Source organism: Mesorhizobium sp., from assembly GCF_965229135.1.
Classification (GTDB): Bacteria; Pseudomonadota; Alphaproteobacteria; order Rhizobiales; family Rhizobiaceae; genus Mesorhizobium.
Genome location: NZ_OZ245860.1, coordinates 2,725,994 through 2,745,702 on the forward strand (window position 1 = coordinate 2,725,994; position 19,709 = coordinate 2,745,702).

Sequence of the window (19,709 nt, forward strand, 5' to 3'; positions counted from 1 at the left end):
CTTGGTTGAGCAAGAAAAGGGGGCACAGGCATGTTTTGTGCGGGGGCACATCTTGGTGTTGCGAGGATCTGGTCGAAAGCGGTCCGTTTCCGCGCCGATCGTCGCGGCGTCGCGGCTATCGAATTTGCCTTCATCGTACCTGTCCTGCTGGCCATGTATTTCCTGACGATGGAGGCCTCGCAAGCCATCGAGACCAGCAAGAAGGTCAGCCGCATCGGCAGCATGGTGGCGGATCTCGTCACGCAGCAGCAGACGATCGTCAAGGCTGACCTGGACGCGATCATGCAGATCGGCACCTCGACGCTTCAGCCCTATAACCGGTCCGTCCCGGATATCATCATCACCGCCATCCAGGTCACCACCGATCCAACACCCAAGGTGCAGGTCGTTTGGTCGCGCAGGGTTGTCGGCGGTGTCAATGGCGTCGATGCGGCACCCAACACCATCACCACCGTTCCCGCTTCGCTCAAAATCGCGGGCACCTTCCTGATCCGCGTCCAAAGCAACCTCGCCTACAAACCGATCATAACCTGGTCGGCCTCGGGCCAGCAGCAGCTTGGCTTGAGCTCGGCATTCAATTCGATATCGATGGGTGAGACCTACTACCTGCGCCCCCGCATGAGTTCGACGATCACCTGCGGCGATTGCTGACAGGGTGCTCATATGCTCATAGGTCGATAGCGGATCGCGATTGACCAGACGGCGCGACGCGTTGCGCCTTGCGATTACGTTCGAGCGACAGGCATTGGCCTAGCGTTGGCGACCAATGTCCGAAACCATACGCACGATGGCAACCGCCATTTCGTAGTCCTTCGGAGCCGCCGCGGCGAAGCCTCCGGAGTGCTTCGTTTCCAGAAGATCGTAGATGTCCGGTGACATCGATCTGAGATTGGTGAGGAACACGGTTAGCCGGCGTTTCGCTTCGGGATCAAGATCGCCGCGGACGGCGTGGGGGCCATATCTCAGCATGCCCGATGTCCACACGGTCTTGAGTTCGGATTTGCCGATCCCGGCCGCCTCGAGCCTTGCTTCGGTGCCACCTGCGACTTCGGACTGGCCGTCGGCCGCGACCCGCGCCCAGCCGAACATCGCCTCGGCCCCGCCATCGACCAGCATCGCTTCGGCCGCCGTGGCTGAATTGGCGTGTATCAGGAACGGCGCGTCTTCGGGGACCTTGATGCCTTCCGCGGCCAAAGCCGCCAGCGGCAGAAGAGAACCGCCAACACTGTCTGACGGGGCCATGGCGATCCGATGACCATCCATGGCGGCAATATCCTGTACCTTGCCGCCCCGGGTCAGCAGGATGGAGTGGATGCCAATGGCGCCGTCGGAATCAACGGGGGCCACCAGGGGCTCAACGCATCCGCAGCGTTGCAAAGCCGTGGCATAGGCGGTTGCCGAATAGACCGCGTACTGGATGCGGGCGCTGGCTTGCGCCTCGATCAGTGCCGCGTAGTCCCGGGCCACGACAAACTCCACCTTCATGCCGAGCGCCTTGGTGTAGGCGTCGGTCAGGGCCGCAAGACCCGGCACGGTGTTGCCTGCTCCAGGCTCGGCGACGAGGCCGATGCGAAACGTGCCGATGTCGTCGCGCCAATCGGCACGCGCCGGACCTGACCAGGACGCACCGAGCAGCATCGCCGCCGCATACACCTTGAAGAGATGTTTCATGGAAGATCGACCATCAGCTTCATAGATCCAGAACCATGCCGGTGTTGCCGGGAGCCCACAATGCTTGAAGGAGCCAAAATCGTGTCATGCCCTTCGGCGAAATGCATTGCCGTCTCAACTATCGCGCCGAGCCGTTGCGGTTTGGTTTCCGAATTGCCATTGCCGGCACGGAACCCTATGTCTGGGTCCCTAGACAGGCAATGATGAGCCCAGATGGCGCGCGCTTTCCTTTTCGTTCTCGATTCCTTCGGCATTGGCGGCGCCGCGGATGCCGAGCGCTATGGTGACACTGGCTCCAACACCTTCGGCCACATCGCCGAAAGCTGCGCGCAGGGTCGCGCGGATCGCGAAGGTTTGCGCAGCGGACCGCTCCTTGTGCCCAACATGCTTTCGCTCGGCCTGGGCGATGCCGCCGAAACCGCGACAGGGTTGACCATCGAAGGAGGCACAAGGGTTCGCCTCGCCCGCGCCTTTCACGGCGCCGCGCAAGAAATTTCCAGCGGCAAGGACACGCCGTCAGGTCATTGGGAAATCGCGGGATTGCCGGTCCGCTTTGACTGGGGCTATTTTCCGGACACTCTTCCCACCTTTCCAGCCCAATTGACCGCGGCGATGATCCGCGAAGGCAAGGTGCCGGGCATTCTCGGCAATTGCCACGCCCCGGGCACCGAAATCATCGAACGGTTCGGCGAGGAGCATATCCGTACAGGCATGCCGATCTGCTACACGTCCGTCGACTCCGTTCTCCAGATCGCCGCCCATGAAGAGCATTTCGGCCTGGAGCGCCTTTATGAATTCTGCAAGGTGATACGCAGGCTGGTTGATCCGCTCAACATCGGACGGGTTATCGCCCGGCCTTTCGTCGGCGAAACCGCCGCCACCTTCTCACGCACGCACAACCGTCGCGACTACGCCGTGCCGCCACCGGAACCGACCTTGCTGGACAGGCTGACGGAGCGTGGCAGCCAGGTCATCGCGGTCGGCAAGATCGGTGACATTTTTGCCCATCGCGGAATCACGGAAACGCGCAAGGCCGCCGGCAACATGGCGATGTTCGACAAGGCGCTGGGCGCGATGGACGATGCCGGTGACGGCGACCTCGTCTTTGCCAATTTCGTCGACTTCGACACGGATTACGGGCATCGGCGCGATGTGGCCGGCTATGCCGCCGCGCTCGAAGCCTTTGACCGGCGGCTGCCGGAGGCGCTTGCACGGCTGAAGCACGGAGACCTTCTCATCCTTACCGCCGATCATGGCAATGATCCCACCTGGCGTGGCACCGACCATACGCGGGAACGCATTCCGGTCTTCGGCACCGGGCCGGGTCTTCATGGTGGCGACATCGGGCTTCGTGCAACGTTTGCCGATATCGGGGAAACAGTGGCTGAACATCTCGGGCTGGCGCGCGGCCGCCATGGCACTTCCTTCTATCCGGTGATAGGTGACCATGCCTGAATTACCCGAGGTCGAAACCGTCCGGCGCGGACTGCAGCCGGTTCTGGAAGGCGCGCGCATCGTCCGTGTCGACGCACGCCGGCCGGATCTGCGCTTTCCGTTTCCCGATCGATTTTCGGAGAGGCTGGCTGGCAAGACGATCACAGCGCTTGGCCGCCGGGCCAAATATCTGACGATGCACCTGGACGGAGGGCCCGTGCTGATATGCCATCTCGGCATGTCAGGCTCATTCCGTATCGAAACGTCCGACACCAACGAAATGCCGGGCGTGTTCCATCATGAACGCTCGAAGAGCGCTAACCACGACCATGTCGTCTTCCATGTCGCGACCGCCCATGGCGACCAATCCCAGGTGATCTTCAACGACCCGCGCCGCTTCGGTTTCATGTTGTTTTCGGAAGGGACCGCCAACGAGCATCCGATGCTGGCGGGGCTGGGCGTCGAGCCGACCGGCAACACGCTCGATGGCGTGCTGCTTGCCTCGCTTCTGAAGGGGCGCAGGTCACCGTTGAAGGCGGCACTGCTCGACCAGAGGCTGATCGCCGGCCTCGGCAATATCTATGTCTCGGAAGCGCTGTGGCGTGCCGGACTTTCCCCCTTGCGCGAGGCGGGCACGATCGCCAGGCCGTGCAAGAAGGCCAGGGAGCAGAGCGAGCGCCTCGCGGAGGCAATCCGTTCGGTCATTGCCGATGCCATTGCCGCCGGCGGATCTTCCTTGCGCGACCATAGGCAGACAGATGGCTCCCTGGGCTACTTCCAGCATTCCTTCGCGGTCTACGACCGCGAAGGCGAACCTTGCCCCAAGCCCGGCTGCGGCGGCCATGTCGAGCGCATCGTGCAGAGCGGGCGCTCCACCTTCTATTGCCGGAAGTGTCAGGTGTGAGCTAGTTGTCTTGAGCAAGGAGATACGGCCATGACCCATGAAACCATCCTCACCGAGACGCGCGGCAAGGTCGGCCTGATAACGCTGAACCGGCCGAAGGCGCTGAACGCGCTGAATTCGCGGGTCCTCGCGGACCTGGTCTCGGCAGCGCGTGATTTCGGCGCGAATCCCGAGATCGGGGCGATGGTCGTCACCGGTTCGGAAAAAGCCTTCGCGGCGGGCGCCGACATCAAGGAAATGCAGGCTATCTCCTATGCCGAAGCCTACACCCAGGACTTCTTCGTCGGATGGGAGGAATTCACGCGCACGCGCAAGCCGGTCATCGCGGCGGTGGCGGGCTATGCGCTCGGCGGCGGCTGCGAACTGGCGATGATGTGCGATTTCATCATAGCCGCCGACAATGCCAAGTTTGGCCAGCCGGAGATCACGCTTGGCGTCATGCCGGGCATGGGCGGATCGCAGCGCCTGACCCGCTTCGTCGGCAAATCCAAGGCGATGGACATGTGCCTGACCGGACGGATGATGGATGCCGCGGAAGCCGAGCGTTCCGGCCTCGTATCTCGCGTGGTCCCCGTCGGCGATCTTGTCGAGGAAGCGGTGAAGGCAGCGGCCAGGATCGCTGAGTTTTCGCTACCCTCGGTCATGATGACGAAAGAGGCCGTGAACCGCGCTTACGAGACCACGCTTGGCGAAGGACTGCGGTTCGAGCGCCGGCTGTTCCACTCCCTTTTTGCGTTCGAAGACCAGAAGGAAGGCATGGCGGCTTTCGCTGAAAAGCGGAAGCCGAATTTCACGAACCGGTAGAGGCGCAACATTGGCCAAAAAGAACGCCGGGCGGCGTTGACGCGCCTTAAAAGCTGAACTATAAGCCGCACCAACCGAGGCGGCCCCGTGGCTGCCGGTATGTTTTTTGCGCCCTGCGGCATCCCGCAAGTGCTCACCAGATCAGAAGAGAGGCATCATGGCCAATACATCCTCGGCCAAAAAGGCAACGCGCAAGATCGCCCGCCGCGCGGCGATCAACAAGAACCGCCGCTCGCGCGTCCGCACCTATGTCCGTCAGGTCGAGGAGGCATTGGCCTCCGGCGACAAGGCGGCGGCACAGGCCGCTTTCAAGATCGCGGAGCCTGAGCTGATGCGTGCCGCGACCAAGGGCGTTCTCCACAAGAACACCGCGTCGCGCAAGGTTTCGAGGTTGGCCCAGCGGGTCAAGGTCCTGTCGGCCTGATCATCCCGTTTCTGAACTGATTTTCTTCAAACCCGGCCTTTTGAGCCGGGTTTTTTCGTTTGCCGGCAAGCACTTAAAACGAAGCTCCAAAATCACGCAGCGCAGGGATTTCGCGGTTTGAAATACTTTGCCGGCATACACACGCCGGACAATCTCGACGGCCACGTAAAGCATCCTTGCCGGGGATGACGACTGCCAGAAATTATCTTTACTTTTCAATTATTTACAGATGGTCATCCACAGCTTGTTCACATCATCCGCGAGCGATGGGGGAGAAGTAGCTGTCAAGCGAATTATTTCAGAAAATTTCAGGCGGCGCGGCCTTTTTCATATTCGCCGGAAAAGGGTTTGAATCACAATGGCTTTGTCAAAATATGCCCTTGCAGCAAGGCCTGCACAACCCTCCGAGCTAACCAGATTCCTTAAAAATCGGTTAGTGGTGGCCTTGCCCTATCCACAGCGATTTCGGTAATGTCGGTCTATCAAAAGGGACGGGCCTCTGGCCCCTAACCCAGCCTGAATCGGCCAGCTGAAATTGGCGGAGTTTGCAACACGGATCTATTCCGTGGACAGGTTGGTTTTGCCTTTTTGATGCGGTAGGGGACTGGCGTAATTGTACATGGCAGATTGACGGCGCGCCGGCGCTTTATTGGCCGGAGGGAGTCGTATTGCCTTGGCATGACCAACCGGACTGGCTTCCATGAGCCAGTGCCGATCCCCGACCTACGAGGCGAGATCATCTGCCGGCGGCGGCGGATGGCATCGTGGCAAAGCAGACGCCGGAACAAGGGTGCAGGAGGCGCACTCCCGGTGGAAACAGGTACAGGAAGACAAGGAACTCGATCATGCAGAGCGGCATCGAAAGGGAGCTTACGAGCGACCTCCCATTTCCCGGAACTTTGATCAGAGGGGACGACATGACGGCTTCCAGCGAAGCGGAACAGAAGTTCGATCGGGTCAAGGCCCAGCTGAAGGCACGTCTGGGAACCGAGGTCTATTCGAGCTGGTTCGGCCGCATGAAGGTCGCCGAGGCTTCCAAGGGTATCGTCCGCATCTCGGTGCCCACCGCCTTTCTGCGCTCGTGGATCAACGGCCATTATCTCGATCTCATTTCCGAGCTGTGGAAGCAGGAGGAGCCTGACCTCCTCAAGATCGAGATCGTCGTGCGCACCGCCACCCGTCAGGGCCGCGGCAGCGTGGAGCCCGAAATGGCCACGGCGCGCAAGATGACCAAGCAGACGCAGACGGCGCTTGCGGCAGGCACAGCCGGCCCAGGCAGGGTCGAGCGGGCACCGGCCCCTCGCCCGGGAACACCGATGGAGAGCGAGTTCCGGCACAATGTGCTCGGTTCCCCGCTAGATCCGCGATACACATTCAACTCCTTCATCGAAGGGCCGTCGAACCGGGTTGCCTTCGCCGCGGCCAAGGCAGTGGCGGAATCCCAGTCGAGCGCCGTGCGCTTCAATCCACTTTTCCTCCACGCGACCGTGGGGCTCGGCAAGACGCATCTCCTGCAGGCGATCGCGGCGGAATCGCTGAAGCAGAATCCGAAGTCGCGCGTCGTCTACCTCACGGCTGAATATTTCATGTGGCGTTTCGCCACCGCGATCCGCGACAACAATGCGCTGACGCTCAAGGAGCAGTTGCGCGATATCGACCTGCTCATCATCGACGACATGCAGTTCCTGCAGGGCAAGTCGATCCAGCATGAGTTCTGCCATCTCATCAACATGCTGCTCGACAGCGCCAAGCAGGTGGTTGTAGCCGCAGACCGGCCGCCGTCGGAGCTGGAATCGCTGGAACCGCGGGTCCGCTCGCGCCTCAATGGCGGCGTCGCGCTGGAAATGTCCGCGCCCGACTTCTCCATGCGCCTTGGCATGCTCAAGCTGCGCCTCGCCACCGCCAGGATCGACGACGCCTCGCTCGATATCTCGGAAGAGATACTCAACCACGTCGCTCGCACGGTGACCGGCAGCGGCCGCGAACTGGAGGGCGCCTTCAATCAGCTTCTTTTTCGCCAATCCTTCGAACCGCAGATCACCATCGATCGCATCGATGAAATCCTCGGCCACATCTATCGCTCCGGCGAGCCTAAGCGGGTCCGCATCGAGGACATCCAGCGCATCGTGGCGCGCCACTACAATGTATCGAAGACGGAATTGCTCTCCAACCGTCGCACACGCACCATCGTCAAGCCGCGCCAGGTGGCGATGTACCTGTCGAAGGTCATGACGCCGCGCTCCCTGCCGGAGATCGGCCGGCGTTTTGGCGGTCGAGACCACACCACGGTTCTGCACGCCGTACGCAAGATCGAAGACCTGTCCGGCAACGACAACACGCTGGCTCAGGAACTCGAATTGCTGAGAAGGCTGATCAACGACCAGGCCTGATACACTCGAAAGACACTGGAGCGGGTGGTCGGCCTTGCGCTGGTGAACCGCTCTAACTGTTTGTTTTGCCGCATTTGTGCGGAGGCCGGGTGGTTCCATCCGGTTGCAAAATGACCTGGCCCGCGGACTTCGGCCCCTTTATCCCCAGAAAGCCCGCGTGGCCGGCCCGAACCGGTGGCGCGGGCTTGCGTTTGCTGGCTTTTTCCTGTCAGTTTATGCAGATTCTGAGCCTGTTCAGACCTTTCGCGGGGCGCCGCTCGCCGGGGACCCGTTCATTCATTCAAGCGAGCCTGTTTCGTCATGCGTGTTATCCTGGAACGGTCAAATCTCCTGAAGTCGCTCAACCACGTCCACCGTGTGGTCGAACGGCGCAACACCATACCGATCCTGTCCAACGTGCTTTTGAACGCGCAGGGCGCCAGTCTCGAAATGAAGGCGACCGACCTCGATCTCGAGGTGACCGAAGCCACGCCCGCCAAGGTCGAGCGCGGCGGCGCGACGACGGTTCCGGCGCACCTGCTCTATGACATCGTGCGCAAGCTCTCCGACGGCGCGGAGGTGATGCTCAAGACCGACGAAGACGGCAACGCCATGACGGTCACTTCGGGCCGCTCGAGCTTCCGCCTACAGTGCCTGCCGCAATCCGACTTCCCCGAGCTTTCCGCCGGATCCTTCTCGCATATATTCCGGCTGGACTCGGTAGCGTTGAAGGGGCTCATCGAAAAAACCCAGTTCGCCATCTCCACCGAGGAGACGCGCTACTACTTGAACGGCATCTACCTGCACACGCATGAGGTTGGCGGCAAGCTGAAGCTTCGCTCGGTGGCGACGGACGGCCACCGTCTCGCGCGCGCGGAGATCGATGCGCCGGCAGGCTCTGAGGGCATGCCGGGCATCATCATTCCGCGCAAGACCGTCAGCGAATTGCAGAAGCTGGTCGACGATCCCGATGTGGCTGTGACCACGGAACTTTCGGACACCAAGATCCGCTTCACCATCGGCAGCGTCGTCCTGACCTCGAAGCTGATCGACGGCACCTTCCCGGACTATCAGCGCGTGATCCCGACCGGCAACGACAAGCAACTGATCATCGACCGGCAGAGCTTTGCCGCCGCCGTCGATCGCGTTTCGACCATTTCCTCGGAACGTGGCCGGGCGGTGAAGCTTTCGATCACTGAAGGGCAAGTGACGCTTGCCGTCAACAATCCGGACTCGGGCAGCGCCACCGAGGAATTGGCCGCCGACTATTCGTCCGACCCGATCGAAATCGGCTTCAACGCCAAGTACCTGCTTGATGTCGCCGCCCAGTTGACCGGCACGGAGGCAAAATTCATGCTTGCCGATGCAGGATCGCCGACACTGATCCACGACATGGCGGACGAAACCGCGCTCTACGTGCTGATGCCGATGCGCGTATAGCCGCATTGGCGCACCGGTTCTTACCCGGTGCGAACGATGGAACGGTGATGCGGCGACTTCTACAGGCGGATGGCGGTTGCCGGAACAGACATATATAAGTAAGCTTACACTTACGAATTTTCGCAACTACGCGGCGCTGTCTATCGATCTCAGCCCCGGCGCGGTGGTGTTTTCCGGTGACAATGGCGCCGGCAAGACCAATCTGCTTGAAGCAATCTCATTCCTGACACCCGGCCGCGGCTTGCGCCGCGCACCTTACGGCGACGTGGCGCGTGAGGGTGGCGACGGCGGCTTTGCATTGCACGCGCGCCTTGATGGGCCGCAGGGCGAGGCCGAAATAGGCACCGGCATTTCCGGCGGCGATGCCGGCGAAGGCGGCAGGCGGGTGCGGATCAATGGCGCGACGGCACGCTCGGCCGAGGACATGCTGGAGTGGCTTCGCGTCGTGTGGCTGACGCCAGCGATGGACGGCCTCTTCACAGGGCCGGCAGGCGACCGCCGCCGCTTCCTCGACCGGCTGGTTCTGGCAATCGATCCAGGCCACGGCCAGCGTGCGCTCGATTATGAAAAGGCGATGCGCGGCCGCAATCGCCTGCTCGCCGAGGGCTCGCGTGACGGCGCGTGGTTCGACGCGATAGAGATGCAGATGGCGGAAACCGGCGTCGCCATCGCCGCCGCACGAGCCGAATTGGCGCGCCTGCTTGCCGCCATGATCGACAGGTTGCCAGATGCGGGACCGTTTCCCCAGGCGGACATCAGCCTGTCGGGAGAACTGGAACGCGAAGTGGGGACCTGGCCGGCGGTCGATGTCGAGGAACGCTTCCGCCGCGCCCTGGCGGGAGGCCGCGACCGCGACCGCGCCGCTGGACGGACGCTTGACGGCCCCCACCGATCGGATCTCGTGGTACGGCACCGGCCCAAGGCGATGCCTGCGGAGCTCTGCTCGACCGGCGAGCAGAAGGCGCTCCTGGTCGGCATCGTGCTGTCGCATGCCCGGCTGACCGGCGAGATGTCTGGCATGACCCCGATCCTGCTGCTCGACGAGATCGCCGCGCATCTCGACAGCGGACGGCGCGCGGCTCTGTTTTCCATCCTGGAAGAGTTGAATTGCCAGGCCTTCATGACCGGCACCGACGCGGCGCTGTTTTCCAGCCTAAGCGGACGTGCGCAATTCCTGACGGTCGATCACGGCACGGTTGCGCCGACTGGGTGAATCTTCGCCCATGAACCCCCTGACAAGGTTTTTCCGCCACTATATGGTCCGGCAATGAACGCCACCGCCCTTACCGCCGAAGAAATCGAACGCTATGCCCGCCACATCGTGCTTCCCGAAATCGGAGGCGCCGGGCAGCAAAAGCTGAAGCAGTCGCGGGTGCTCGTCATCGGTGCGGGTGGGCTCGGAGCGCCTGTGCTCGAATACCTCGCCGCCGCCGGCGTCGGCACGCTCGGCGTTGTCGACGATGACGTCGTCTCGCTTTCCAACCTCCAGCGGCAGGTCATTCACGATACAGACATGGTCGGCACGCTGAAAACCGACAGCGCAAAGGCTGCAATTGCCCGCATCAATCCCAACACCGCGGTCGAAACGCACACTGTGCGACTGACGGCCGACAATGCCCCTGCCCTCATCGCCCGCTATGACATCGTCGTCGACGGCTCCGACAATTTCGAGACGCGCTACACGGTAGCCGATGCCTGCGCGGCGCGGGAAAGGCCGCTTGTTCATGCCGCCGTCGGCCGCTTCGACGGTTCGGTGACGGTGTTGAAACCATTCGAAACCGGCAAGGACGGCAAGCCAAACCCCCGCTATCGCGACCTCTTCCCCGAGCCGCCGCCGCCGGGTCTGGTGCCGTCCTGTGCCGTTGCAGGCGTGATCGGCGCACTGACCGGTGTCGTGGGGACGCTGCAGGCCATGGAGACGATCAAGCTGATCACCGGCGTCGGCGAGCCGCTGATCGGCAGGCTGCTGCTCTACGATGCACTGAATGCGCGCTTCGACACCATCCGCTACAAGAGAAACTGACCCGATGGATCAAGGGGCACGGGTTTCCGTCATCCGGCTTCCCAGCGATTTCGATCGCTTTGACGATGTGCTGGCGCTGATCCGCGAGGCATTCGCCTCCATGGATGGCGTCATCGATCCACCATCCTCGGCGCATCTGCTGACCGTCGAAAGGCTTCGGGAGAAGGCCGGACACGAGACGGGTTTCGCGGCCCTGCAAGGCGGCAGGATCGTCGGCTGCGTATTCGTTCTGGAAAGGGCTGACGATCTCTATGTCGGCAAGCTCGCAGTCGAACCGGATCGCCAGGGCTCAGGCATCGGCAGGCAATTGATGCAGGCTGTTGAAACGCTGGCTCGCAGCCGCGGCAAGGCGGCTCTCGAACTCCAGACGCGGATCGAACTGACGTCCAATCATGCAATTTTTGCCCGCATGGGCTTTCGCGAAACGGAACGCACCGCGCATGAAGGCTACAGCCGGCCGACGTCCATCACCATGCGCAAATTGATTTCGTAAGTTTATACTAACATTCTCTCGCCATGACGCAGGATGATGCCGCCTTGGCTAGCGATCACGTGCGCAGCGGCAACACACGGTCAGGTGGGCGGTGGCCGTCGAAGAATGCCCGTATGTTGATGATGACCTTCTCGCCCATGTCGATTCGGCCCTCAAGCGTCGCCGAGCCCATATGCGGCAGCAGCACCACCTTCCCCTTGGCGGCGAGTTTCAGGAGCTTGCTGTTCAACGCGGGTTCGTGCTCGTAGACATCGAGGCCGGCGCCGGCAATCTTGCCATCCTGAATCAGTTTTACCAGCGATTCCTCATCGATGATGTCGCCGCGCGCCGTGTTGACGACGTAGGCCGTCGGCTGCAGCAAGGCCAGGCGCCGCGCCGAAAGCAGATGAAAGGTCGCTGGCGTGGACGGGCAATTGACCGAGATGATGTCCATGCGGGCGAGCATCTGGTCGAGGCTTTCCCAGTATGTCGCCTCCAGCCCATCCTCGACCGCCGGCAGCACCCGATGGCGGTTGTGATAGTGGATCGAAAGGCCGAACGCCTTTGCCCGCCTGGCGACGGCAGTGCCGATTCGGCCCATGCCGACGATGCCAAGCCGTTTGCCCCAAATGCGCCGGCCGAGCATCCAGGTCGGCGACCAGCCGGCCCATTTCTTGTCACCCGTCAGCACATTGGCACCTTCCGCCAGCCGCCGGGGCACGGCCAGCATGAGCGCCATGGTCATGTCGGCGGTGTCTTCGGTCAGCACGTTCGGCGTGTTGGTGACGGTGATGCCTCTCTTGGCCGCGGCCGCCACGTCGATCTTGTCGACGCCGTTGCCGAAATTGGCGATCAGCTTGAGATTCTCGCCGGCCTGGGCGATCAGAGCCGCATCGATCTGATCCGTCACGGTGGGGACGAGAACATCCGCTTCCTTGACCGCGGCCACCAATTCGGGCTGCGTCATCGGCCTGTCCTCGACATTCAGCCTCGCGTCGAACAGCTCACGCATGCGGGTCTCGACCGGGTCCGGCAGCTTGCGCGTGATGACGACGAGAGGCTTCTTTTTGCCTGCCATTGTTTCCTCGTACCCCGATCTCGTTGAGACCTCTTTAACCAAGACAGGCGAAACTGAAAGCCGGTCGCGGTGCCAGTTACCCATGTAACAAGCGGTTCCGCCGAAGACAAAGAAAAAGGCGCGCCATGGCCAACGGGCCGGCGCCGAAAGGAACGAAAGTGTCTGGTTACGCGTCGCTTCGCCTGGCCCTCAGCGCAGCATGTCTTGGCGCTCTCCTCTACTCCCCGGTCGTGGCAGCGCAAAGCGCCGCCGCGCCCGCGCAAAGCATCACGCTCGGCCCGAGCGGCCTGCCCCTGCCGCGCTTCGTCAGCCTGAAATCCGGCCGCGTCAATTCCCGCGTCGGCCCCGGCGCCAACTACTCCGTCGACTGGATGTACATGAAGGCCGGCCTGCCGATGGAAATCATCCAGGAGTTCGACACCTGGCGCCGCGTCCGCGACGCCGACGGGTCGGAAGGCTGGATCAACCAGTCGCTGCTTTCAGGCAAGCGCACGGCCATTGTCTCGCCCTGGCAGCGCGGCAAGGATGCCAGGATAAACCTGCTCAACAGCCCGCAGGATGGCGCCAGAGTGGTCGCCATCATCGAGCCCGGCGTCATGGGCTCGATCAAGTCCTGCAACGGCCAATGGTGCGAAATGACGTTTGAGGGCCATACCGGCTGGCTCGCGCAGTCGCTGGTATGGGGCGCTTATCCGGGCGAACGGGTCAAGGACTGATCCTGCTCCCGAATCGCTCTTTATAGTTCAGGGCCAACCTTGCAGGATCATCGCCTAACGGCCGATGCGGCCAAGATGGGTATCCTGAAAGCCGCTGGACAGCTTGAGGCCGTAGCCCAGTGCGCGGTCGATGGCGATGTGGACAATCCAGATCACGGCGATCGCCGTCGCCAGCGCACTGCCGCCGAAGTGACCTGCTAGCAAGAGCAGCACCGGAGAGATCAGGACGTGCAGGGCGTTGTAACTGATGGCTCCCGCTCGTGGCCCTGCGAGATAACCAAGCATCGACAGGTCAGGCGCAAGGATTAGCAAGGCAAACAGCCGCCAAGAAGCACCAGCCGCTGCATACAAGGCTATGGCGGCCAGCGCGACTGCGGCCCATTCGAGCCGAATCGTCAGGTCCAGCGGCTTCATCGCCGGCGATCAATCGCGGCGTTTTGGTCGCAGCCTCACCACGATATCGACATTGGCGATCTCCATGCCTTCCGGAGGCTCCGGCAGGTTGGTGACCGTGACAGGACCGTTGGCGATATCGAATATCCGATTTTCGCCTTCGATATAGAAATGGTGGTGATCCGAGGTGTTGGTGTCGAAATATGTCTTCGACCCCTCGACAGCCAGGATGCGCAGCAAGCCGGCTTGGGTAAACTGATGAAGGGCGTTGTAGACCGTGGCCAGCGATACCGGCACACCGGCAGCGATGGCCTCCTCATGCAACTCCTCGGCCGAAAGATGGCGGTCGCCCTTGGCAAAAAGCAGATCGGCCAGCGCGATGCGTTGACGTGTCGGCCTCAAGCCTGCTTCGCGAACCCGCTTGTCCACAGCGACATCTTCCTTCCGGCAGCCCTGATCCATCTATTTGTCGAGCCCTTATTCCGCCCCAAGACACGTCCAGAGTGGCAGAATAAGGGCCTCTGCCCAAACCGGACACCTGCTGACATATATTCTGTCGGCTGAATACGATCAATAGCGCGCATTGACCCGGGCAGACGGGCGGGTTAAGCGCAAACGCCGGTTTCCGGCCGGAAACAGATTGTGTTAGGAAACCAACGACAAGGGCGCGCACCACCGCCCGGGGACGATTACGGGGACGAATTGATGGCGGGTTCGAAATCCAGCTACGACTATGAGGAACTGCTTGCCTGCGCCCGCGGCGAGCTGTTCGGGCCTGGAAACGCCCAGTTGCCCTATCCTCCGATGCTGATGTTCGACCGCATCACCGAAATCAGCGAAACTGGCGGCGCCTTCGACAAGGGTTTCATCCGCGCGGAATTCGACATCAAGCCGGACCTTTGGTTCTTCGCTTGCCATTTCATCGGCAACCCGATCATGCCGGGATGCCTGGGACTGGATGCCATGTGGCAACTGACCGGTTTCTATCTCGGCTGGCTCGGCGAGCCCGGCAAGGGGATGGCGCTGTCGACCGGCGAAGTGAAATTCAAGGGCATGGTCACGCCTTCCGTCAAGAAGGTGGAGTACGGCATCGACTTCAAGCGCGTGATGCGCGGACGGCTGGTACTCGGCATCGCCGATGGCTGGCTGAAGGCCGATGGCGAGCCCATATACTCGGCAACGGATCTCAAGGTGGGTCTGTCAAAGCAGTCGGCGGTCGCCTGATCGTCACCGGACACTCTGGAAGGAGCAGCCCATGAGACGGGTCGTAGTCACAGGCCTCGGCATTGTGTCGTCAATCGGCAACAACGCCAACGAGGTTCAGACCTCGCTCCACGATGCCAGGTCCGGCATCAGTTTCTCCGATTCCTTCGCCGAACATGGCTTCCGCTGCCAGGTCTGGGGTGCGCCGACGCTGGACCCGTCCGCCATGATCGACCGCCGCGCCATGCGCTTCCTGTCCCAGGGAGCCGCCTGGAACCATGTCGCCATGGACCAGGCGATCGCCGACGCGGGCCTTGCCGAGAGCGACATCACCAACGAACGCACCGGCATCGTGATGGGTTCGGGCGGTCCGTCCACCCGCACCATCGTCGAAGCGGCCGAAACCACGCTCAAGAACGGCAGCCCCAAGCGCATCGGACCCTTCGCCGTGCCGAAGGCGATGTCTTCGACGGCGTCGGCCACATTGGCGACGTGGTTCAAGATTCACGGCGTGAACTATTCCATCTCGTCGGCCTGTTCTACGTCCGCTCATTGCATCGGCAATGGCTACGAACTGATCCAGTGGGGCAAGCAGGACATCGTGTTCGCCGGCGGCCACGAGGATCTCGACTGGACCATGTCCGATCTCTTCGATGCCATGGGCGCCATGTCGTCGAAGTTCAACGATCGCGCGTCCGCCGCCTCGCGCGCCTATGACGCCAACCGCGATGGCTTCGTCATTGCCGGCGGCGCCGGCGTGCTGGTGCTGGAGGAACTCGAACACGCCAAGGCGCGCGGCGCCAAGATCTACGCCGAGGTCGTCGGCTATGGCGCGACTTCGGACGGCTATGACATGGTGGCTCCTTCGGGCGAGGGCGCGATCCGCTGCATGCGGCAGGCCCTGGCGACCGTGTCCGGGCCGATCGACTACATCAACACCCACGGCACTTCGACGCCGGTGGGCGACTCCAAGGAAATGGGCGCGATCCGCGAGGTGTTCGGCGAGACCATGCCTCACATTACCTCCACGAAATCGCTGACCGGCCATTCACTGGGCGCCGCAGGGGTGCAGGAATCGATCTACTCGATCCTGATGATGCAGGGCGGGTTCATAGGCGAGAGCGCTCATATCGAGAACCTAGATCCCGAATTCGAGGGCATGCCTATCGTGCGAAAGCGCATAGACAACGCCAAGATCGACACGGTTTTGTCGAATTCGTTCGGTTTCGGTGGGACCAACGCGACGCTCGTTTTCCAGCGTTATTCCGCATAAGGACTGCCGGCATGGACGGATTGATGAAGGGCAAGCGCGGGCTTGTCATGGGTGTCGCCAACGATCATTCGATCGCCTGGGGCATTGCCAAGAAACTGTCCGAGCACGGGGCGGAACTCGCCTTTACCTATCAGGGCGACGCCTTCGGCCGCAGGGTCAAGCCGCTCGCGGAAAAGCTCGGCGCGTCCCAGATCATTCCGTGCGACGTCGAGGACAGCGCATCTGTCGCGGCCACCTTCGAGACCTTGGGAAACAGCTGGGGCGGGCTGGACTTCGTCGTCCACGCCATCGGCTTTTCCGACAAGAACGAGCTCAAGGGCCTCTACGCCGACACCAGCCGCGACAATTTCGTGCGCACCATGGTGATCTCCTGCTATTCCTTCACGGAAGTTGCCCGCCATGCCGCGGCCTTGATGAAGGATGGCGGCTCGATGATCACGCTGACCTATGCTGGATCGGTCCGCGTCATGCCCAACTACAACGTCATGGGCGTTGCCAAGGCCGGGCTGGAAGCCAGTGTCCGATATCTCGCCAATGACTACGGTCCGCGTGGGATCAGGGTGAATGGCATATCGGCGGGACCGGTGCGCACACTCGCCGGCGCCGGGATTTCCGATGCGCGCCATATGTTCTCCTACCAGCAGCGCAACTCGCCGCTGCGCCGCACCGTGACCATCGATGAAGTCGGTGGTTCGGCGCTCTATCTCCTGTCCGATCTGTCTTCCGGCGTTACCGGTGAGATCCACTATGTCGATTCCGGCTATCATATTGTTTCCATGCCGACTCTCGACGAGTTGAAGCAGACGGATGGCGGACGGGAATAGTCCTATCCAGTAAAATTAGATGCATTGACGGAAACTCATTTTAAGGAGATGTCCGTTAGAAAGCCCCGTACTGGGGACTTTCGTAATGCAAGCTGTCAGCAACCCGAAGCGAACACCTATGTTCCGGCTGCTCACCATTGCAAGCTCGGGCATGGGCAGCTTCGTTCTCGGGCTCTGGGGTCTGAAGTACAGCTTCGGCGATGGCCTGGCCGGCATGCCGGCAAGCACGATGATCTGCATCATGGCCGCGCTTTGCGCGCTCGCCGCAGCGGGTGCCGCACTTTCCTTCTTCGCCGGCGTCGATGAATCGGCGGAATATGTCTTCAAGGAAACCCATTTCGACAAGCTGACCGGCCTGGTCGCGCGACCGGCAATGGTCGGCAAGATCGCCGAAGCGGCCTGCGCAACCAGCAGGACCGGCGAACCTGTATATCTCATCGACATCGACATCGATCGCTTCAAGCAGATCAACGACGCAATCGGTTACAGCCAGGGCGACGAACTGATCCGCGCCTTCACCAAGCGATTGAAGACGTGCCTGCCCGAGAGCGCGGTGGTGGGGCGCATCGGTGCCGGCGAGTTCGCGGTGCTCATGCCCGACCTCGCGATCCAGGGATCGATGGAAGGTACCGTCGAGAAGATCATCGACGAGATGATGGAGCCCTACCAGCTCAACTCCCACCTGCAATCGGTCAGCCTGTCGGTGGGCATCGTGGCGATGCCCAAGGATGGCGTCGACCCCGTGCTCATCCTGCGTCGATCCAACCTGGCACTGCAGAATGCGCGCGCCAGCGGTGTCGGCAACTGGTCGATCTTCCACGCCGACATGGGCCGGGTCGCCGACCATCGCCAGTGGATCGAATCCGAACTGAACGCCGCTTTCGACCGCGGTGATTTTGATCTCCACTATCAGCCGCAGCTTGACCTGCCGACCGGCCGCGTCATCGGTTACGAGGCGCTGATCCGCTGGAAGCATCCGGAGCGCGGCATGATCCCGCCCATGGAGTTCATCCCGATCGCCGAGGAGACCGGCATGATCGGCCCCATAGGCGAGTGGGTGTTGCACAAGGCCTGCAGCGATGCCCAACATTTGCCGGATGACTGTTTCGTCGCCGTCAACATCTCCCCGGTGCAATTCATGACCAGGGATTTCGTCGGCATCGTGCGCGATACGATGGCAAGCACCGGCATCAAGCCGTCCAGGCTGGAGCTGGAGGTGACCGAAACAGCGATGATGCAGGATCGCGACCGCGCCGCGGCCATCCTGCGCGAGTTGGCCGATATGGGCATTTCCGTCGCCGTTGACGATTTCGGCACCGGCTATTCCAACCTGAGCTACCTCATCGATTTTTCGTTCGGCAAGCTGAAGATCGATCGTTCCTTCGTCAGCCGCATCGACACCGATTCAAGTTCCGGCGCGGTCGTCTCGACCATTGTCGGCCTTTCACGCGCGCTCGGCGTCAGCATCATCGCTGAAGGTGTCGAGACCGAGAACCAGGCGACACTGCTCCGGGCCGCCGGCTGCGAAGTGGTCCAGGGCTACCTGTTCGGCCGCCCGGCTCCGCTCAAGATCGGGCTTCGCGAGGTGCACGCAGCGCAAGGCGTTCGCGAGCGTCTCGTCGCCAACATGCATTGAGGCCGCCGTAGCGCCGTTTCAGCGGCGAGCGGAAAGCACCTTGAACATGCCGTCACGGGCGATCTCGCCATGGCTGGAGAAGGCCGCCGCCAGCACCGGCTCGTAGGGCAGTTGGCGGTTCGCGACCATGAACAGCCGCCCGCCCGGCTTCAGGGCCTTTGCCACAGTGCGGATCATGCCGGCACCAATCTCGGGCTCGGCCGCACGGCTGCGATGGAATGGCGGGTTCATGACGATGGCATCGTAGCGTCGTTCAACCGACTCGCTCAGCAGATCGATCCAGAAGAAATTTCTTGCAACCGATTGGGCGACATCCGCAAGATTGGCTTTTGCCGCTTCCAGTGAAGCGAAGTCCGCCTCATGCAGGTCAATGGCGGAGATGGCCGGTGACCGCGCCAACGTCTCCGCCGCCAGATAACCCCAGCCAGCGCAGAAATCAGCGACGTGGCCGCGCATGTCGGCAGGCAGGTTATCGACCAGCAGTTTAGAACCGACATCGATCCGGTCGAAGGAAAACATGCCGGGGTTTGTCGTGAAACGGCCGTCGACGCGCTGAGCGGGATTGGCGGCGCGAAGCGTGGCAGCGGCCACGGCATCCGCCGGACGGCGAAACCAGAAGGCGGTGCCGTGATACTTCGGCATATGGCCGTCAAGTGCCACAAGCTCGCCGAGACGCTTGCGCAGGCTGGCGATGCCCTCGTCCTTGCCGCCAGCGACGACGATCAGACCGCCGGGCGCCACACGCTCCAGCGCCTCGGCGACGCGCAACTCGTTTTGTCCGCGATGACGCCCGGCAAGTGCCAGCGCCACATCGAAACCATTACCTTCACCTTGCGGCGTGACGACCCGCCCGGACGCCTGCAACGCCCGGAAATAGGGCCGGAAACCCTGCACGATATGGAGTTCGGCCTCGAACCCGTCAGGTAGCCGAAAGCCGGGTTCAGCGCCCAGGAAGAGGGCACGCCCTTCCCTGCCCGGCATCGAGATGGCTTCCGCCTCGAACGGATGGAACAGTGTCTTCGTCGCTTCGTCCAACATTCCCCAA

At 62.0% G+C, this 19,709-nt stretch carries 21 protein-coding genes; 15 read left to right on the plus strand and 6 right to left on the minus strand.

Annotated features, from left to right (window positions below):
• Positions 1 to 30: 30 nt before the first annotated feature.
• Complete coding sequence (locus ACO07C_RS13005) at positions 31 to 651, plus strand: TadE/TadG family type IV pilus assembly protein (RefSeq protein WP_421914562.1); 621 nt, start codon at positions 31 to 33, stop codon at positions 649 to 651.
• Positions 652 to 750: 99 nt separating this feature from the next.
• On the opposite strand, the gene ACO07C_RS13010 is transcribed toward ACO07C_RS13005, so the two are convergent.
• A complete protein-coding gene (locus ACO07C_RS13010; protein ID WP_421914563.1) occupies positions 751 to 1,671 on the minus strand; it encodes a PhnD/SsuA/transferrin family substrate-binding protein in 921 nt (306 codons plus the stop codon).
• Between the two features lie 213 nt (positions 1,672 to 1,884).
• On the opposite strand from ACO07C_RS13010, the gene ACO07C_RS13015 reads away from it, so the two are divergent.
• The 4 genes from ACO07C_RS13015 (at position 1,885) to rpsT (ending at position 5,237) form a co-directional block, all read left to right on the plus strand.
• Positions 1,885 to 3,126, plus strand: a complete 1,242-nt coding sequence (locus ACO07C_RS13015; protein WP_421914564.1) for a phosphopentomutase — start codon at positions 1,885 to 1,887, stop codon at positions 3,124 to 3,126.
• Complete coding sequence (gene mutM / locus ACO07C_RS13020; RefSeq protein WP_421914565.1) at positions 3,119 to 4,009, plus strand: bifunctional DNA-formamidopyrimidine glycosylase/DNA-(apurinic or apyrimidinic site) lyase; 891 nt, start codon at positions 3,119 to 3,121, stop codon at positions 4,007 to 4,009. The genes ACO07C_RS13015 and mutM overlap by 8 nt, the downstream gene beginning before the upstream one ends.
• A 30-nt stretch (positions 4,010 to 4,039) precedes the next feature.
• On the plus strand, positions 4,040 to 4,813 hold the full coding sequence (locus ACO07C_RS13025; RefSeq protein ID WP_421914566.1) for an enoyl-CoA hydratase: 774 nt from the start codon (positions 4,040 to 4,042) through the stop codon (positions 4,811 to 4,813).
• A 157-nt stretch (positions 4,814 to 4,970) separates the two neighbouring features.
• A complete protein-coding gene (gene rpsT / locus ACO07C_RS13030) occupies positions 4,971 to 5,237 on the plus strand; it encodes a 30S ribosomal protein S20 (protein WP_421914567.1) in 267 nt (88 codons plus the stop codon).
• Here the strand turns inward: rpsT and ACO07C_RS13035 are convergent, their stop codons facing one another.
• Positions 5,238 to 5,402 (minus strand): hypothetical protein, encoded by a 165-nt coding sequence (locus ACO07C_RS13035; RefSeq protein ID WP_421914568.1) that lies wholly within the window; start codon positions 5,400 to 5,402, stop codon positions 5,238 to 5,240.
• Between the two features lie 680 nt (positions 5,403 to 6,082).
• Between ACO07C_RS13035 and dnaA the strand changes: the two genes are divergently transcribed.
• The 5 genes from dnaA (at position 6,083) to ACO07C_RS13060 (ending at position 11,562) form a co-directional block, all read left to right on the plus strand.
• Positions 6,083 to 7,627, plus strand: a complete 1,545-nt coding sequence (dnaA, locus tag ACO07C_RS13040) for a chromosomal replication initiator protein DnaA (protein WP_421914569.1) — start codon at positions 6,083 to 6,085, stop codon at positions 7,625 to 7,627.
• Positions 7,628 to 7,927: 300 nt separating this feature from the next.
• Positions 7,928 to 9,046 (plus strand): DNA polymerase III subunit beta, encoded by a 1,119-nt coding sequence (dnaN, locus tag ACO07C_RS13045; RefSeq protein WP_421914570.1) that lies wholly within the window; start codon positions 7,928 to 7,930, stop codon positions 9,044 to 9,046.
• Positions 9,047 to 9,122: 76 nt separating this feature from the next.
• Positions 9,123 to 10,259 carry a DNA replication/repair protein RecF gene (gene recF / locus ACO07C_RS13050; RefSeq protein WP_421914571.1) on the plus strand — a complete coding sequence of 379 codons (1,137 nt, stop codon included), beginning with the start codon at positions 9,123 to 9,125 and terminating at the stop codon, positions 10,257 to 10,259.
• 54 nt (positions 10,260 to 10,313) lie between these two features.
• Entirely contained in the window at positions 10,314 to 11,069 is a 756-nt protein-coding gene (locus tag ACO07C_RS13055; RefSeq protein ID WP_421914572.1) for a molybdopterin-synthase adenylyltransferase MoeB, read from the plus strand.
• Between the two features lie 4 nt (positions 11,070 to 11,073).
• Positions 11,074 to 11,562, plus strand: coding sequence for a GNAT family N-acetyltransferase (locus ACO07C_RS13060; RefSeq protein ID WP_421914573.1), 489 nt, complete (start codon positions 11,074 to 11,076; stop codon positions 11,560 to 11,562).
• Positions 11,563 to 11,617: 55 nt separating this feature from the next.
• On the opposite strand, the gene ACO07C_RS13065 is transcribed toward ACO07C_RS13060, so the two are convergent.
• A complete protein-coding gene (locus ACO07C_RS13065) occupies positions 11,618 to 12,619 on the minus strand; it encodes a 2-hydroxyacid dehydrogenase (protein ID WP_421914574.1) in 1,002 nt (333 codons plus the stop codon).
• Positions 12,620 to 12,777: 158 nt separating this feature from the next.
• On the opposite strand from ACO07C_RS13065, the gene ACO07C_RS13070 reads away from it, so the two are divergent.
• The gene (locus ACO07C_RS13070; protein WP_421914575.1) at positions 12,778 to 13,335 is read left to right on the plus strand and encodes an SH3 domain-containing protein; all 558 of its coding nucleotides are present in this window, start codon (positions 12,778 to 12,780) and stop codon (positions 13,333 to 13,335) included.
• A gap of 54 nt (positions 13,336 to 13,389) precedes the next feature.
• Here the strand turns inward: ACO07C_RS13070 and ACO07C_RS13075 are convergent, their stop codons facing one another.
• The gene (locus ACO07C_RS13075; RefSeq protein ID WP_421914576.1) at positions 13,390 to 13,749 is read right to left on the minus strand and encodes a DUF4260 domain-containing protein; all 360 of its coding nucleotides are present in this window, start codon (positions 13,747 to 13,749) and stop codon (positions 13,390 to 13,392) included.
• Between the two features lie 9 nt (positions 13,750 to 13,758).
• Complete coding sequence (irrA, locus tag ACO07C_RS13080; protein WP_421914577.1) at positions 13,759 to 14,190, minus strand: iron response transcriptional regulator IrrA; 432 nt, start codon at positions 14,188 to 14,190, stop codon at positions 13,759 to 13,761.
• 243 nt (positions 14,191 to 14,433) lie between these two features.
• On the opposite strand from irrA, the gene fabA reads away from it, so the two are divergent.
• The 4 genes from fabA (at position 14,434) to ACO07C_RS13100 (ending at position 18,664) form a co-directional block, all read left to right on the plus strand.
• Positions 14,434 to 14,952, plus strand: coding sequence for a 3-hydroxyacyl-[acyl-carrier-protein] dehydratase FabA (gene fabA / locus ACO07C_RS13085; RefSeq protein ID WP_421914578.1), 519 nt, complete (start codon positions 14,434 to 14,436; stop codon positions 14,950 to 14,952).
• Positions 14,953 to 14,983: 31 nt separating this feature from the next.
• Entirely contained in the window at positions 14,984 to 16,204 is a 1,221-nt protein-coding gene (gene fabB / locus ACO07C_RS13090) for a beta-ketoacyl-ACP synthase I (RefSeq protein WP_421914579.1), read from the plus strand.
• Between the two features lie 11 nt (positions 16,205 to 16,215).
• Positions 16,216 to 17,028 carry an enoyl-ACP reductase FabI gene (gene fabI, locus ACO07C_RS13095; RefSeq protein ID WP_421914580.1) on the plus strand — a complete coding sequence of 271 codons (813 nt, stop codon included), beginning with the start codon at positions 16,216 to 16,218 and terminating at the stop codon, positions 17,026 to 17,028.
• Positions 17,029 to 17,113: 85 nt separating this feature from the next.
• Positions 17,114 to 18,664 (plus strand): putative bifunctional diguanylate cyclase/phosphodiesterase, encoded by a 1,551-nt coding sequence (locus ACO07C_RS13100; RefSeq protein ID WP_421914581.1) that lies wholly within the window; start codon positions 17,114 to 17,116, stop codon positions 18,662 to 18,664.
• 18 nt (positions 18,665 to 18,682) lie between these two features.
• On the opposite strand, the gene ACO07C_RS13105 is transcribed toward ACO07C_RS13100, so the two are convergent.
• Complete coding sequence (locus ACO07C_RS13105; RefSeq protein ID WP_421914582.1) at positions 18,683 to 19,702, minus strand: class I SAM-dependent methyltransferase; 1,020 nt, start codon at positions 19,700 to 19,702, stop codon at positions 18,683 to 18,685.
• Between the last annotated feature and the right edge of the window lie 7 nt (positions 19,703 to 19,709).

Excerpts from the sequence above, each read along its gene's own strand:
- ACO07C_RS13005 (WP_421914562.1), top strand. The coding sequence starts at position 31 with ATGTTTTGTGCGGGGGCACATCTTGGTGTTGCGAGGATCTGGTCGAAA.
- ACO07C_RS13010 (WP_421914563.1), bottom strand. The coding sequence starts at position 1,671 with ATGAAACATCTCTTCAAGGTGTATGCGGCGGCGATGCTGCTCGGTGCG.
- ACO07C_RS13015 (WP_421914564.1), top strand. The coding sequence starts at position 1,885 with ATGGCGCGCGCTTTCCTTTTCGTTCTCGATTCCTTCGGCATTGGCGGC.
- mutM (WP_421914565.1), top strand. The coding sequence starts at position 3,119 with ATGCCTGAATTACCCGAGGTCGAAACCGTCCGGCGCGGACTGCAGCCG.
- ACO07C_RS13025 (WP_421914566.1), top strand. The coding sequence starts at position 4,040 with ATGACCCATGAAACCATCCTCACCGAGACGCGCGGCAAGGTCGGCCTG.
- rpsT (WP_421914567.1), top strand. The coding sequence starts at position 4,971 with ATGGCCAATACATCCTCGGCCAAAAAGGCAACGCGCAAGATCGCCCGC.
- dnaA (WP_421914569.1), top strand. The coding sequence starts at position 6,083 with ATGCAGAGCGGCATCGAAAGGGAGCTTACGAGCGACCTCCCATTTCCC.
- dnaN (WP_421914570.1), top strand. The coding sequence starts at position 7,928 with ATGCGTGTTATCCTGGAACGGTCAAATCTCCTGAAGTCGCTCAACCAC.
- ACO07C_RS13055 (WP_421914572.1), top strand. The coding sequence starts at position 10,314 with ATGAACGCCACCGCCCTTACCGCCGAAGAAATCGAACGCTATGCCCGC.
- ACO07C_RS13060 (WP_421914573.1), top strand. The coding sequence starts at position 11,074 with ATGGATCAAGGGGCACGGGTTTCCGTCATCCGGCTTCCCAGCGATTTC.
- ACO07C_RS13065 (WP_421914574.1), bottom strand. The coding sequence starts at position 12,619 with ATGGCAGGCAAAAAGAAGCCTCTCGTCGTCATCACGCGCAAGCTGCCG.
- ACO07C_RS13075 (WP_421914576.1), bottom strand. The coding sequence starts at position 13,749 with ATGAAGCCGCTGGACCTGACGATTCGGCTCGAATGGGCCGCAGTCGCG.
- irrA (WP_421914577.1), bottom strand. The coding sequence starts at position 14,190 with ATGGATCAGGGCTGCCGGAAGGAAGATGTCGCTGTGGACAAGCGGGTT.
- fabA (WP_421914578.1), top strand. The coding sequence starts at position 14,434 with ATGGCGGGTTCGAAATCCAGCTACGACTATGAGGAACTGCTTGCCTGC.
- fabB (WP_421914579.1), top strand. The coding sequence starts at position 14,984 with ATGAGACGGGTCGTAGTCACAGGCCTCGGCATTGTGTCGTCAATCGGC.
- fabI (WP_421914580.1), top strand. The coding sequence starts at position 16,216 with ATGGACGGATTGATGAAGGGCAAGCGCGGGCTTGTCATGGGTGTCGCC.
- ACO07C_RS13100 (WP_421914581.1), top strand. The coding sequence starts at position 17,114 with ATGCAAGCTGTCAGCAACCCGAAGCGAACACCTATGTTCCGGCTGCTC.
- ACO07C_RS13105 (WP_421914582.1), bottom strand. The coding sequence starts at position 19,702 with ATGTTGGACGAAGCGACGAAGACACTGTTCCATCCGTTCGAGGCGGAA.